This window comes from Haemophilus haemolyticus, from assembly GCF_003493605.1.
Lineage (GTDB): Bacteria > Pseudomonadota > Gammaproteobacteria > Enterobacterales > Pasteurellaceae > Haemophilus > Haemophilus haemolyticus_J.
Genome location: NZ_QQKA01000011.1, coordinates 55,962 through 71,413, shown reverse-complemented (window position 1 = coordinate 71,413; position 15,452 = coordinate 55,962). Strand labels below are relative to the sequence as shown.

Sequence of the window (15,452 nt, the reverse complement as noted above, 5' to 3'; positions counted from 1 at the left end):
AACTATTTTTACCATTTTGAAGATAAAATTCGATGACTTGTTGCTTGAAAAGAAAATTGTATTTGGTCATAAAAAATCTGCACCTTAGTGAGTTGGTTATTTAGTCCAACTTTTGGGGTGCAGATCAAAGCATTCCCCTTAATTTTAATTACAAAAGTGCGGTGAAATTCCGCCGCACTTTTTAGTATGTACTACCAAGTATATCCAATACCTGCACTAACGCCAGCATCGCCAGTGGATGTTAATGAAGCATTAAATTTTACGCCTATTGCTCCTTTATCAGATAAACGTGAATAGCCTACCGCCACCGCATTTTGACCTTTAAAGCTCCCTACGCTCGCCGAGATCGTCTTTGTTCCCGCAACAGAAGCCTGATATAACCCACCAATAGCCATTGCTCCAGCAATACCCGCACGTAAATCTTTATCTATTTTCTGAACATTACGATCAAGCGATTGAATGCTTTGAGTATTTGTTTGAACATTGCGATCAAGCGATTGAATGCTTTGGGTATTTGTTTGGACATTGCGATCAAGTGATTGAATACTTTGGGTATTTGTTTGAACATTACGATCAAGCGATTGAATGTTTTGGGTATTTGTTTGAACATTGCGATCAAGTTGTTGCATAGTTTGATCATTTTGATTTATCTTCCCAGAAATTTCTTTTTGGGATTTTTCCAAAGCTTTCAACTGTGCCACATTTACCGCATCAGTATCTTCACGACCTGCGGCAACATTGGTAATTTGGCGAGTAATACCGTTATCGGCATCCCCTACAGAAACTGCCGCCGCCGTAGATTGCCACGCACCAATTTTTTTACCAACTAGTTTTCTGTCCGCTTGAAGTTGATTTTGAGCCTCTTTTAATGCTCTTTCTTTTGCTTCATAATCAGGGGTTTGTGCAGCATAATCAGTTCTTAACTGAGTTTGAATTTGCTCAAATTCTGCTTTTTTTGCTGTTAATTCAGTTTTTTTAGCATCATTTGTTTCTGTGTTTAACTTATTAGTAACTTCTTTAAGATCAGCTTCGTTTTTATTCCATTTGACTAAAAGATCATTACGTTTTTCAACTTCTACACGCATTGCATCTTCTGCATCTTTTACGGTTTTCACATCCTTTTCTTCGTTTGAAAAATTTTCATAGGCTTCTTTCAGTTTCTCGGTTTCTTCTGGCGTATTCCCCACCAATAAATCATCAGGGCTTGTTTTTCCAAGAGGATTATAACCAAATACCCCCGCATCAACGTTAGTTTTTGAATAACTACCCAATGCAACCGCATTCGTTTTATCCGCAACTGTCAATTTGCCTAATGCTAACGATGATTCAGCGTTGGCAGCCGCAAATGTGCCTAATGCCGTTGCATATCTTTCATTAGTCTTAGATTCTCTCCCTATTGCGATAGAAGAAAAACCCTTTGAAGTTGAAACTATGCCTAATGCCATTGAGTAATCCCCGTGAGCTTCAGCCGCTTGTCCCAAGGCAAGATTATTAGCTCCAAACGATTTTGCATTTAAACCGATTGCCATTGAACGATCATATTTTTCTGTACTTTTAGGTGTCATAATTTCATATTCAGGTATGTTTGTTTTTCTTCCTTTACCTGGAAATCCTACATCTCCAGCACTAGCTTGAGGCTTGCCTATATAAGTAGAATTCCCCAATGTTAAAGAATAATTACCAAATATTTTGGTGTTATAGCCATGCCCCTCAGAATACTTACCCGAAATGAAAGCATCTTCCCCTACAGCAACAGAACCCTCATGATTAGCCCGAGCATTAGAACCTATAGCAATTGTTCGTTCTCCTAGCGCGTGGGAATTTGAGCCTAATGCAGTGGATTTATACTCTTTAGCTTCAGAACCATGCCCTACCGCAACCGAGCTATTACCCACAGCTTTTGCTTGATTTCCCAAAGCAACAGCACTGTCTTTCGTGGCGAGTGTATTATATCCAATTGCTGAACTCCCAGCTCCACTAGCTCTTGCAGAATCTCCCACCGCAGTAGCACGGTCAGCAACGGCTTGAGCACCATGTCCAATTGCCGTTGCTTTCTTGCCTTCAACTTTTGCTGGCGGCGTGCCTAATAGCACATTATCATTTTCTAAATTAATATGATTAAGTTTCTTTTTTAAACTCTCTATTTCTGTTTTTAATTTTTGGATTTCAGCTGATTGATCGGTTGATGGATCTTGCGCAAAACTATTTGCTGAAAATAAAAGAACGGAAGATACTGTTAAGGCAGGCAGGCAGGCAGGCAGGCAGGCAGGCAGATGATGTATAAGAAAATTCTTGAGTGCAATGTTTTGATTTAGATTTGAATAATGTAAAAATATTTTTACTTATTCGTTTGTTTTTCCGCCAATTGGTATTCATATAGACTCCTTATTATGTTTGTTAATGTTTAATGGGGAATAAATGGGCATTAGCCTACTCTTATAAGTGAATAAAAGCAAACTAAAAAACACAGTAAAATCTTACCGCACTTTTCCATAAAAATATTAATGATGACTTTATAATTTAATTTAACTATTTTGACTAAAGCATTGTGATAGCAGGAACAATAAAAGTGCGGTGAAATTTTACCGCACTTTTTTATACTTGGATTACTCTTTCTTCAATAAGAAAATACCGTGATCAGATAAATTGACATAAGCTTGTTTTAAATCGGCATTAAAATCTTCTGGCTTACAATTCACCAATAAATCTTTTCCTGCCCAATTTGCGACGACTTCCCAATGGTTGCCCATATAGACCACACTTTTAATCTCACAACGTTGAGCATCACTGCCCTCTGCGGCAAGATAAATTGCTTCTGGGCGAATACCTACTAAACATTCGCCATCGGGTAAATTAAACTGTGCAGCGTCTTTTAAAGGTACATGATAGCCATTAATATCCACCACGCCATTTTCTAATTTTCCATCGAAAATACTGGATTCGCCCATAAAGTTTGCTAAGAACAAGGAATTTGGTCGTAAATAAAGTTCTTTCGCTGGTGCTTTTTGCATAATTTTACCTTTATGCATAACGATAACTTCATCAGATACCGCAAAAGCCTCTGTTTGGTCGTGTGTCACATAAAGCGAGCTAATGCCTAAACGTTGTTGCAATTCACGGATTTTTTCACGCATTGAACGGCGTAAATTTGCATCCAAATTACTTAATGGTTCATCAAACAATAGGACTTTTGGTTTCAATACCAAAGCACGAGCCAATGCTACACGTTGTTGTTGACCACCCGAAATTTGATCCACGAAACGGTCTTCAAACCCAGCTAAATCCACCAACTCTAAAGCCTCTTTTATACGCTGAGCGCGTTCTTCTTTACTAATGCCCTGCATTTTTAAGCCGTAGCCCACGTTATCGCCAATGCTCATATGCGGGAATAGCGCATAAGATTGGAAGACGATACAAATATCTCGATTTTGAATAGAGGATTTTGTTACATCTTCGCCATCAATAAAAATTTGACCTGAAGTTGGATTTTCTAATCCTGCCACTAAACGTAATACGGTGGTTTTACCACAGCCTGATGGCCCTAACAATGTCACCATCGTGCCACGTTTGATCGTTAAATCTAAATTATCAATGACGACCGCTTTACCAAATGCTTTGGTGATATTTTTTAATACTAAGAAATCATTATTACTCATAATATTTACCTACAACTTAACGAGTTAATTCATTTTTTTCGCTTTAGAACGGGAAATACGCGTATCGCCTACAATCCAGTCGAAGAATAAAATAATTGCCATCATCACAACAATTAAAATAGAACCGTATGCAATCGCGATGCCGTATTCTCCGTCTTCCACACGATTTAAAATATATGCGGTAGCAACGCGAGTATCTGCAGTCACTAAGAATATAATTGCACTTACTGTCGTCATTGCACGAACGAAACTAGTCACAAGCGCGGAAAGCAATGCTGGTTTTAATAATGGCAAGACGATATACCATAAGGTTTTCCATGAATTCCCTTTTAAAGAAAGCGATGCTTCATCAAGAGATTTATCAAGCTGTCCTAAACCAGCAATCGCTGCTCGCATACCAATTGGTAAATCACGCATAACCATTGAAATAATCACGATAATGCCAGTACCCGTAATATAAAGCGGTGCATTGTTGAAGGCTAAAATGTAAGAGACCCCCGCTACGGTACCTGGCACGGCAAAACAAAGCATGGTTAAGAACTCAAGGGATTTTTTACCTTGGAAATCTTTACGCACCACAATGTACGCAATCAATAATCCAAAGAATGCTGTTAATGGTGCGGCAATACCTGCATAGATTAAGGTATTGATCAGTGACGGCCACGCCCCATCGCTCAATCCTTGCCCGAATAACATGGCATAGTTTTTCAAGGTTAAAGTGTAATCTACGCCCCAATTTACAGTGAAACTTCCGTAGAAAATACTACCGTAAAGTGCCATATTAAAGATTACCCAGAAGCCAAGCATACCGATGATAGTATATTTCAAGCCGTTTGGCAGTTCTTGCACATCGCCACGATAAGATTTCCCCGAAACAGTGACATAAGAGCGGTTACCAATCCAAATGTATTGAATGATAAAAATCGCCAACGAGAAAATTAACAACATCGAACCTAAAGTACTAGCTGAAGCATAATCAAGTTGTGAACCCGCAATATAGAAATAAATTTGTGTGGCAATCACATCGAAACTTCCACCCAACACTAACGGATTACTAAAGTCCGCCAATGATTGAATGAATACAATTAAGAAAGAATTTGCTAATGCTGGACGCAGTAACGGAAAAATAATCTGATAGAACGTTTGATAACGATTAGCGCGCAACGTATAAGAGGCTTCTTCAATAGACGGGTGTACCGATTTCAATGCGCCATCTAAAATCATAAAAGAAATAGGAGCAAAGGCGAGAATCTGAGCAATCGCAATCCCATTAAAACCATAAAGCCAGTTATGATTGGTGAAACCAAAATTCGTACTTAAAAATTCGGTTACATAACCAGAACGACCAAGCATTAAAGTTACCCCTAATCCCACAACAAATGGTGGTGTAACAATTGGCAAAATAGAGAAAATTTTTCCGATAAATGCCGTTCTACGAGCGATACGCGTGGTATAAAGCGCAAAGGCTAAACCAAATACAGTAGAAACGATGCCCACAAAGCCCGATAAGAAAAGAGAATTGGTAATTACGCGAACGATATAGCTCTGCGTTAAAATACGCATCACTTGTTGTGGCGCAAAGGTATCGCCGTCATAAAACATTGAAACGAAAATCGCCAATGTTGGATAAACGATAAAGAAGAAAATGAGCAAAATAATGCAAAGTAAAGAAGCGATGATAAATTTATCACCTTGCATCACTTTTAGTTTTGCCAATGAAAGTGTCGCCAATGCGGTATATCCCACAAGTAACACAATCACAGAATAGCCCATACTAATTTTGTACACCGTCGCACTGATAAACATAAACAGTACAGAAAGTGCGGTCAAAAATAGCTCTGTTTTTGCTTGGGTTTGCTGTGGCAATCTAAATAACGGCAAAGCACCATACACAATAACAGGCAGGAACCAAGCCCAAGTTAAATTGAAAGAAGCCCAGCCCATTGCATCTAAATATTCATCTGAAGTACTTTCAAACAAACCGTAATCAAGCGCATTGGAAGGCAGAAGTGCAAACGCCAACAAGGATAAAATAATCCAAAAATAAGCAGAATGCATTATGGAAAGTTTTTTTGCGTTCATACAACCTCGCATAAGGTAAAAAAACGAAGCGATATGCGACATATCACTTCGTTAGTGACATCATTATTTGGCTAATTTTACTTCATCAACCCATTTTGTGATTAAGCGTTTACGTAAATCAGTCGCACCGTATTTATCAAAATCATAGTTAATTAAATTAATAGATTTAAAATCTAACGCATAAGGCGATTGTTGTGCGGTGGTGTTCGTTAAAATGGAATACGCCTCACCTTTTTGCCAAGTTAATTCTTGCGCCTCTTTGGATAATGCCCAATCAACAAAAAGTTTCGCATTATCTAAATTACGAGCACCTTTAATGACACTCACACCGCCAATTTCATAACCAGTACCTTCACAAGGTACAACTAATTCTACTGGCGCGCCCTTCGCTTTTTCTAAAGAATATTCATGCAAGAAACCAATACCAATTGCCGTTTCTCCACGCGCTGTATTACGTGTTGCCGTATTACCAGATTTGGTATATTGCGATACGTTTTTATTCAACTCTTTTAAGAATTTAAACGCCTCGTCTTCTCCCCAAAGTTGCATATAAGTGGCTAGCTGAGTGTAACCTGTACCAGAACTTTGTGGATCTGCGGCTTGAATTTCATTTTTGTAAATTGGGTTAGCTAAATCCTTCCAGCATTTTGGAATAGGTAAATTCAATTTTTTCAAACGTTCTGGATTCACACCAAAACCTAACACGCCTAAATAAATGGCTGAAGAATAATTCCCTTTCATTTTGGCTGGATCACGGAATTTTTCTACGATCTGAGGAAGATTGGATGATTTATAAGGTTCTAATAACCCCATTTCCCCTGCTTGAGAATGAGGATCCATCGTTCCACCATACCAAACATCACCTTGAGGATTATCTTTTTCAGCATCAATTTTCGCTAAAATGGTTCCCGTGCCACCACGAATAAAACTTGTTTTAACATCAAATTTTTTCTCAAATGCCATCGCTTCTTGCTCGCACATCGTATTTTGCGCACTGCAATAAATGACTAGACGTCCTTTTGCAAAAGATGGATTACTTAACACTAATCCACTTAGCATCACACCAGACAAGGTTACTGCGATTTTTGATAGTTTCATCTGATTATAACTCCCTTATGAATGAAGGTTTTGCAATCTCTTAGAGGGGAAACGAAATCACATTAAAAAATACGAAAAAGTGCGGTCAAAAACTTCAGTATTTTTTACCGCACTTATTCCGTGCTATTTTGCTAATTTAACTTCTTGTACCCATTTTTCAATTAAGGCTTTACGTTGTTCTGTTGCACCGTATTTTTCAAAGTCATAATTGATCAATTTAAGTTTATTTGGATCAAATGCAGTTGGTGATTGTTCTGCGGTCGTGTTAGTTAAGATTTGTAAAGAATCCCCTTGTTTCCAAGCTAATTCTTGACCTTCTTTTGATAACGCCCAATCGACGAATAATTTCGCATTATCGATATTACGCGCACCTTTTAAGATACTCACACCACCTAATTCATAGCCCGTTCCTTCGCACGGCACCACTAATTCTAATGGCGCACCATTGCGTTTTTCTAAAGCATAATCGTGTAAGAAACCCACGCCGATTGTCGCTTCGCCACGCGCAGAGTTGCGTGATGGCGTGATACCCGATTTGGTATATTGAGAAACGTTAGGATGCAAGGCTTTTAAGTATTCAAACGCCTCTTTTTCACCCCATAATTGGACGAAAGTTGCCAATGCAGTATAAGCTGTACCTGCACTTTGAGGGTCTGCGATTTGAACTTCGCCTTTTAAGCGTGGATCAGTTAAGTCTTTCCAGCATTTTGGCACTTCTTTAATGCCTAATTTTGCCAAACGCTCAGTATTCACACCGAAACCTAAGATTCCCATATAAATTGAGGAAACATAGTGACCTTTTGTTTTCGCAGGATCACGGAAACGTTCTACGATTTCATCAATGTGTTTAGATTTATAAGGTTCAATTAAGCCTAATTCAGCCGCTTGAGCTTGAGGATCAAAAGTACCGCCGAACCAAACATCCGCTTGAGGATTATTTTTTTCAGCTTCAACTTTGGCAAAAGTACTGCCTGAACCATTACGAATAAAGGATGTTTTCACATCATATTTTTCGCCGAACGCTTTCGTGGTGGTTTCACACAAAATATTGGTGGCACTACAATACACAACTAAACGACCTTTAGCATTAGCAGAACCAGAAATAGCTAATCCTGCTACTAAAAGTGCGGCAGAAACAGAAAGAGAAATTTTGTTGAATTTCATAATACGTACTCCTTATTGGATAGAATGCTCAAATCCTACTTGAAAAATAGAAATAATACCGTGATGAAGCTCACACTTTTTGAAATTTGGATAAAAAAATAAACGTGAAATTTACCGCACTTTTCTTTATAATTGCACGAATTTTCCTTACATCGAAACACGATTATGTCAAATCCCTCTTGTATCATTATCGCCATCACAGGTGCATCTGCATCAGGCAAAAGTTCTATCGCTTCCACCGTTCACAAAGAGCTCTGTAATGAATTAGGTTGCCAAGAAATTGGTATCATTACTGAAGACAGTTACTATAAAGATCAAAGCCATTTAGAAATGACTGAGCGCGTAAAAACGAATTACGATCATCCAAGCTCTATGGATCGCGATTTACTTATCCAACATTTAAAAAATCTAAAAAATGGCAGTGCAGTAGATGTGCCTGTTTATAGCTATGTAGAACATACTCGCACCAACGAAACAACGCATTTCACACCAAAACGAATCGTAATTTTAGAAGGGATTTTATTACTCACGGACGAAAGAGTACGTCAATTAGCCGATATTTCTGTATTCGTAGACACACCACTTGATATTTGTTTTATTCGCCGTTTACAACGTGATATGGAAGAACGTGGTCGTTCCCTACAATCAGTGATTGATCAATATCGTGCGACCGTGCGTCCAATGTTCTTACAATTTATTGAGCCATCTAAACAATATGCGGATATTGTTATTCCTCGTGGCGGCAAAAACCGCATTGCGATCAATATGTTAAAAGCTCAAATTCTCCATTTACTAAATCAAAAATAGGAAATCTTATGCGTCTTTGCGATACTGATATTGAACGCTATCTCGATGATGGCATTATTTCATTAACTCCTCGTCCAAATAATGACAAAATCAACGGTGCGACGATTGATGTTCGCTTGGGTAATTCTTTCCGCGTATTTCGTGAACACTCTGCGCCTTTTATTGATTTAAGCGGCCCGAAAGAAGAAGTATCCGCCCAGCTTGAATCGGTAATGAGCGATGAAATTATTATCCCAGACGGGGAAGCATTTTTCTTGCATCCAGGTACTTTAGCATTAGCAACCACACTTGAATCCGTGAAATTACCCGCCAATATTATCGGTTGGTTAGATGGTCGTTCTTCTTTAGCCCGTTTAGGCTTAATGGTACACGTCACCGCACACCGTATTGACCCAGGTTGGGAAGGAAAAATCGTGCTGGAATTTTATAATTCAGGGAAATTACCATTAGCATTACGCCCAAATATGGTCATTGGTGCGTTAAGTTTTGAAGTATTAAGTGGCGAAGCAAAACGACCATACAGTAGCCGCAAAGATGCAAAATATAAAAATCAACAAAGTGCGGTAGCCAGTCGTATTGACGAAGACAAGGAATAATCAATGAAAAAGTTCGCGCTTGTCGTAGGGATCGTCGCTTTGGCGATCTTTTCTTTTTTATATATTCAACTTTACCGAGTGCAAAGTGCCATTAGTGAACAACTGGCACAACAAAACATTGCCGTTCAGTCAATCAATTTATCATTATTTTCTACCGCACTTTCTCTTGAAAATATAAAAACTACGCAATTTTCAGCTCAAAAATTTGAAGCCAAACTTAGTTTTTTGCCTCTTTTATATGGCAACACAGCAATTCAGTCACTGAATATTCAACAACTCAAATTAACTCAAAACACACAAAATCCTGCCAATGTATCGATAGAGGTTTCGCCTTTTTCATTAAAACAGCTTTTATCAAAAAAAGTAATATTGAATGGCGAAAACCATATTCGCATTGAATTTAACAAACCTATTTATGGAAAAACAAAAACTTTCCATTTTTCTTTCCACAAAGCAAATTTAGACTTCTCAACATCAGAATCAGCCCTACTTCAATTTGTAGATGCAAACCTAAATAATCAGCCTATCGGTTATATTGAAACCCACACAGCCCACCAACAAATGGTGACTTATATAAAACCACAATGCGATAACGATTGTTTAGCTGTATTGAAATATCAACAAATTGGCAACCAAAGTGCGGTAAATTTTTCAGGCAAATATTTCCCTGTTAAACGCTTATTCACGCTGTTAAATTTGCCAGAAATGTTAAGTGGACACGCTGATTTTAATCTTGATTTCAGCTTTTCATCTTCTGCGCTTATTCAAGGCAAATTAAATTTTTTAGTGCAAAATGGCGAAATTCTTGGTGTAAATCTATTGGATATGGTGGCACAATATTTCCCGATTAATTACAACAATGATTTGTTAAAAAACAAAGAGTTAAACACTCGCTTTGAACAATTTTACTTACAATTATTTCTCCAGCAAAATCAACTTATTGCTGAAAAAATTGAATTAAAAACACCCGCACTTTTGGGGCAAGGAAAAGGCATCATTGATTTAAATCGAATGGAATGCAATGTGGATATTAATTTAAATTCTACCGATCAACGCTATCAAAATTTAACCCTGCCAATCAATTTTTTTGGTAACTGCAATTCTCCACAATATAAAATTAATTTTACGAAAAAATTCCGCCATCAATTAATTGATGCGATTAAAGAAAAGTTACGTTAATGTCGTTATATTTAAAAGCTGAAAAAATCCAATCGTGGCGTGTGCTTATTATGGCTTGTGCAGGATTTATTTTTAATACTACAGAATTTGTACCCGTTGCAATGTTAAGCGATATTGCACAAAGTTTTAATATGCAAACTGCTGATACTGGTTTAATGATGACAGTTTATGCTTGGACGGTGCTAATTATGTCTCTGCCTGCAATGCTTGCCACTGGCAATATGGAACGTAAAAGCCTGCTAATCAAACTTTTCATTATATTTATTGTTGGACATATTTTATCGGTCATTGCTTGGAATTTTTGGATATTACTTCTCGCTCGAATGTGTATTGCATTAGCACATTCAGTGTTTTGGTCAATTACCGCTTCACTTGTGATGCGAATCGCACCTAAACACAAGAAAACTCAAGCATTAGGAATGCTCGCTATTGGCACCGCACTTGCCACCATCTTAGGCTTACCGATTGGACGAATTGTCGGACAGCTCGTCGGTTGGCGGGTCACTTTTGGCATTATTGCCGTACTGGCATTATCCATCATGTTTTTAATTATTCGATTATTGCCAAATTTACCCAGTAAAAATGCTGGCTCTATTGAAAGTTTACCCTTGCTTGCGAAACGCCCATTATTACTTTGGCTTTATGCAACAACGGCAATCGTCATTTCCGCACACTTTACCGCTTATACTTATATCGAACCATTCATGATTGATGTCGGGCACTTGGATCCAAATTTTGCCACTGTGGTCTTATTAGTTTTTGGATTCTCTGGTATTGCCGCAAGCCTATTATTTAACAGATTCTACCGACTTGCGCCGACAAAATTTATTGTTTTTTCAATGGGTTTATTAGTGTTCTCTCTATTACTCCTGTTATTTTCAACTGAAACAATGATAGCAATGTTCTGTCTTGTGTTTATTTGGGGTATCGGTATTTCTTGTATCGGACTATCCTTACAAATGCGCGTACTAAAACTTGCACCAGATGCAACCGATGTTGCCACGGCTATTTACTCAGGGATTTTCAATGCAGGAATTGGAGCAGGCGCATTATTTGGAAATCTTGCGACAACCTATTTAGGATTAAACAAAATCGGTTATACGGGCGCAGCATTAGGTTTAATCGGTTTCATCATTTTTATTACAACGCACTTAAAATATCGCCATACATTTCTTCTGCAAAACAAATAAAAAAATAACCGCACTTTAATGCTCAAAAGAGTTTTAAAAGTGCGGTTAAATCTTGCTAAGTTTTATTTATCTTGAATTTAACGTTTCGCTTTCTTAATAAACTTCATCAAACGTTTACGTTTACGCAATTGGTTCGGAGTGAGTTTATTTTTGCGTCCTGCAAATGGGTTTGAGCCTTCTTGGAAAAGAAGACGAATCGGTGAACCAATAATTTTCAAACTCTTACGATAATAATTAGATAAATAACGTTTATAAGAATCTGGTAATTTATCCATTTGGTTACCGTGAACCACGATAATCGGCGGATTATAACCACCCGGATGGGCATATTTTAATTTAATGCGACGACCACCAATCATCGGTGGTTGGTGCTCGTCCGTTGCCATTTGCAAAATACGAGTTAAAAGCGAGGTCGTCATTTTTTGAGTGGCACAAGCATAGGCTTCTTTAATCGAATCAAAAAGATTACCCACACCACTGCCGTGCAGTGCGGAAATAAAATGCACACGAGCAAAATCAATAAAATCTAAACGACGATCAAGTTCAGATTTAACGCGGTCTTTCACATCTTGATCTAAACCATCCCATTTATTCACGACGATCACTAAAGAACGCCCTGCATTTAAAATAAAGCCGAGCAAAGATAAATCCTGATCAGAAATGTTCTCTCTCGCATCAATAGTCAGTAACACAACATTAGCATCTTGGATCGCTTGTAAAGTTTTAATCACGGAAAATTTTTCCACAGCTAAATGCACCTTACCGCGTTTACGCACGCCTGCCGTATCAATTAACGTATATTGCTGCCCATCACGCTCCATTGGGATATAAATACTATCGCGTGTCGTACCTGGCATATCAAAAACCACCACACGATCTTCACCTAAAATACGATTGGTTAAAGTAGATTTACCCACATTTGGACGACCAACAATGGCAATTTTGATATTTTTATCTTGTTCTTCTTCAAGTTCTTCGTCTAACACATCATCAATTAATGCCGTATCTTCTTCTGAATCAAAATCGAATTCTTGTTCCCATTCGTCTTGTTCTTCCTCAGAAGTGCGGTCATTTTCATCAACGTTTTCCATTTGTTCCGCAAAAGGCGCAAGCACTTGTTCCATTAACTGAGTGACACCACGGCCTTGTGAAGCAGCGATTTGCTCAATTTCTCCTAAACCTAACTGATAAAATTCAGCACAATGGGAATCCGCATCGATACCATCAGTTTTATTTGCCACAACAATCGTCGTTTTGTTTTGACGTTGGCGTAAATAATTAGCAATACCAATATCTGCTGCCGTTAAACCTGCACGAGCATCCACAAGGAAAAGAACAATATCCGCTTCATCAATAGCAAGCAAAGATTGCTCCGCCATTTTTTCTTCTACGCCCTCTTCCGTTCCATCAATACCGCCAGTATCAATAACGATAAAATCATAGCCAGCAATATGTGCGTGACCATATTTTCTATCACGAGTTAAACCAGGAAAATCAGCGACTAACGCATCTCTCGTACGAGTAAGGCGATTAAATAATGTGGATTTTCCCACATTCGGGCGACCAACAAGGGCGACGACTGGAGTTGCCATAAAAAATCTCTTATTTTATCAAAAATGGCGGCTATTATATCGGAAGTTAAAGGATTGGTAAAAAATGATTTCAATAAGGAAAAGAAAAAGCCACAGGATACAATCCTATGGCTTTCTAAATACTGTTTATTTATCTATAACTTAACGTTATAATAATCTCGCTTTCAAGGATCCAGCTTGAAAGCGAGTGTTGCGCTTTTTCGCAACGTTTGAAGAGGATAAAAAGATGATTAAAGTCATTATCCTTGTTGTCATTTTATTATTAGTGAGCCAGCCCGCTTACTAATAAGACAACATACTAGGGAGTTGCAGCTCCCTAGTTCTTCAAATCTTAAAAGTTTACTTTATTTTTGTCAAGGATAAAGCAAATTTCAGATACAAAAAAAGCACCGTTAGGTGCTATCTTTATTTATCTTAATTGGCGGAATGGACGGGACTCGAACCCGCGACCCCCTGCGTGACAGGCAGGTATTCTAACCAGCTGAACTACCACTCCGGGATAAGATATTGGCGGAATGGACGGGACTCGAACCCGCGACCCCCTGCGTGACAGGCAGGTATTCTAACCAGCTGAACTACCACTCCGCTAAGTGGTGCGTATCATAATGACGAACATAAATCTCGTCAATCTTTTTTTATTAAATTTTACTTACCTGCTTAAATTCCAAACGATTAATGAACATTGTCATTGCCAAAGCGTTTATCCCAAAGGCAATTATTTCCACTTTTTTTATTAATCATCTTTAATAATTCTAAATGCGCTTGTAGCTCATCGTCAGTGGGTTGAAGTAATTTTAAATTGTGCGCAAAATCTACCGCACTTTTTATTTCTTCTGCCGCTTTTTCTTGCACAACATGGATAACTTCAGACTCAACAGATTCTTCTTCATCGAATAAATTTGTTTGTCCCCCCGTCATCATCAAATAAACATCAGCCAAGATCTCGGCATCCAGTAACGCACCGTGCAAAGTACGTTTGCTATTATCAATACCTAAACGATCACAAAGTGCGTCCAAATTATTACGTTTTCCAGGATACATCTGACGTGCCATTTGTAGCGTATCTGTCACCAAACAAATATCGTCAGTTTTTACATTAAGGTTGAGTTTACGAAATTCATAATTCATGAATCCAACGTCAAAGGGCGCATTGTGAATAAGCAATTCCGCACCATTAATATAATCCAAAAAATCTTGGGCAACCTCTTTGAATTCAGGTTTATCCGCTAACATTTCATCAGTAATACCATGAACTTTAATCGCATCAGGATCAACAGGGCGATCTGGCTTAATGTAAATATGGAAATTATTACCTGTGTAACGACGATTTATTAATTCAACTGCACCAATTTCAATAATGCAGTGTCCTTCATAATGCGCGCCAAGCTGATTCATACCTGTAGTTTCTGTATCTAACACAATTTGGCGATTGGGATTAATCATTTGTTCAACCTATCTCTTTCCATTAAAATACTTGCCATTCTACACAACAACCTTTTTGTTATGCAAAAACAGATTGAAATTTTTACTGATGGCTCTTGCTTAGGTAATCCTGGAGCAGGGGGAATTGGCGCCGTATTACGCTATAAACAGCATGAAAAAATGCTCTCCAAAGGCTATTTTAAAACCACCAATAATCGAATGGAATTACGTGCTGTCATTGAAGCATTAAATACATTAAAAGAACCTTGTTTAATCACGCTTTATAGTGATAGCCAATATATGAAAAATGGCATCACAAAATGGATCTTTAACTGGAAAAAAAATAATTGGAAAGTAAGTTCTGGAAAGCCTGTAAAAAACCAAGATTTATGGATAGCCTTAGATGAATCCATCCAACGTCATAAAATTAATTGGCAATGGGTGAAAGGGCATGCTGGACACAGAGAAAATGAAATGTGCGATGAATTAGCTAAAAAAGGGGCAGAAAATCCAACACAGGAAGATATTGGCTATTATGGAAGAATAATATAGAAAACAGATATACCATCCTATTCCCCAATATCTAAAAATATTTATAGACGATACTTAAACCTCAAAAAAAGAACAAAAAACAGACAAAAATATACAAAAAATGTGATCTCGATC

Annotated in this window: 12 protein-coding genes and 2 tRNA genes; 5 read left to right on the top strand and 9 right to left on the bottom strand. The window is 37.9% G+C overall.

The genetic code is table 11. The annotated features are described in order from the left end of the window. Positions 1–191: 191 nt before the first annotated feature. From DV424_RS08000 to DV424_RS07980, 5 genes are all read right to left on the bottom strand, one after another. Complete coding sequence (locus tag DV424_RS08000; RefSeq protein WP_118859654.1) at positions 192–2,093, bottom strand: YadA-like family protein; 1,902 nt, start codon at positions 2,091–2,093, stop codon at positions 192–194. A 513-nt stretch (positions 2,094–2,606) separates the two neighbouring features. Next, complete coding sequence (fbpC, locus tag DV424_RS07995; protein WP_118859653.1) at positions 2,607–3,656, bottom strand: ferric ABC transporter ATP-binding protein; 1,050 nt, start codon at positions 3,654–3,656, stop codon at positions 2,607–2,609. A 24-nt stretch (positions 3,657–3,680) separates the two neighbouring features. After that, positions 3,681–5,738, bottom strand: coding sequence for an ABC transporter permease (locus DV424_RS07990; protein WP_192880670.1), 2,058 nt, complete (start codon positions 5,736–5,738; stop codon positions 3,681–3,683). A 63-nt stretch (positions 5,739–5,801) separates the two neighbouring features. Then, positions 5,802–6,836: an ABC transporter substrate-binding protein gene (locus tag DV424_RS07985; RefSeq protein ID WP_005627956.1), complete on the bottom strand. Its 1,035-nt coding sequence runs from the start codon at positions 6,834–6,836 to the stop codon at positions 5,802–5,804. 123 nt (positions 6,837–6,959) lie between these two features. After that, positions 6,960–8,000, bottom strand: a complete 1,041-nt coding sequence (locus tag DV424_RS07980; RefSeq protein ID WP_105875626.1) for an ABC transporter substrate-binding protein — start codon at positions 7,998–8,000, stop codon at positions 6,960–6,962. A gap of 165 nt (positions 8,001–8,165) precedes the next feature. Here DV424_RS07980 and udk point away from each other — a divergent pair, with 165 nt between their 5' ends. Genes udk through DV424_RS07960 form a run of 4 tightly spaced genes read left to right on the top strand, consistent with a single transcriptional unit; the run spans position 8,166 to position 11,772 of the window. Beyond that, positions 8,166–8,807, top strand: coding sequence for a uridine kinase (gene udk, locus DV424_RS07975; RefSeq protein ID WP_005658079.1), 642 nt, complete (start codon positions 8,166–8,168; stop codon positions 8,805–8,807). Positions 8,808–8,815: 8 nt separating this feature from the next. After that, a complete protein-coding gene (gene dcd / locus DV424_RS07970; protein WP_038439041.1) occupies positions 8,816–9,403 on the top strand; it encodes a dCTP deaminase in 588 nt (195 codons plus the stop codon). Positions 9,404–9,406: 3 nt separating this feature from the next. Then, entirely contained in the window at positions 9,407–10,582 is a 1,176-nt protein-coding gene (locus DV424_RS07965; protein WP_118859652.1) for a hypothetical protein, read from the top strand. Further along, on the top strand, positions 10,582–11,772 hold the full coding sequence (locus DV424_RS07960; protein WP_118859651.1) for a sugar transporter: 1,191 nt from the start codon (positions 10,582–10,584) through the stop codon (positions 11,770–11,772). The genes DV424_RS07965 and DV424_RS07960 overlap by 1 nt, the downstream gene beginning before the upstream one ends. Before the next feature lie 77 nt (positions 11,773–11,849). Here the strand turns inward: DV424_RS07960 and der are convergent, their stop codons facing one another. From der to dnaQ, 4 genes are all read right to left on the bottom strand, one after another. Beyond that, complete coding sequence (der, locus tag DV424_RS07955; protein ID WP_105888517.1) at positions 11,850–13,364, bottom strand: ribosome biogenesis GTPase Der; 1,515 nt, start codon at positions 13,362–13,364, stop codon at positions 11,850–11,852. 419 nt (positions 13,365–13,783) lie between these two features. Continuing rightward, positions 13,784–13,860: transfer RNA gene (locus DV424_RS07950), tRNA-Asp, on the bottom strand. Between the two features lie 12 nt (positions 13,861–13,872). Next, a tRNA-Asp gene (locus DV424_RS07945) sits at positions 13,873–13,949 on the bottom strand. 87 nt (positions 13,950–14,036) lie between these two features. Continuing rightward, positions 14,037–14,807 (bottom strand): DNA polymerase III subunit epsilon, encoded by a 771-nt coding sequence (dnaQ, locus tag DV424_RS07940; protein ID WP_118859650.1) that lies wholly within the window; start codon positions 14,805–14,807, stop codon positions 14,037–14,039. A gap of 60 nt (positions 14,808–14,867) precedes the next feature. Here dnaQ and rnhA point away from each other — a divergent pair, with 60 nt between their 5' ends. Next, the gene (gene rnhA, locus DV424_RS07935) at positions 14,868–15,338 is read left to right on the top strand and encodes a ribonuclease HI (protein ID WP_118859649.1); all 471 of its coding nucleotides are present in this window, start codon (positions 14,868–14,870) and stop codon (positions 15,336–15,338) included. Positions 15,339–15,452 lie beyond the last annotated feature (114 nt).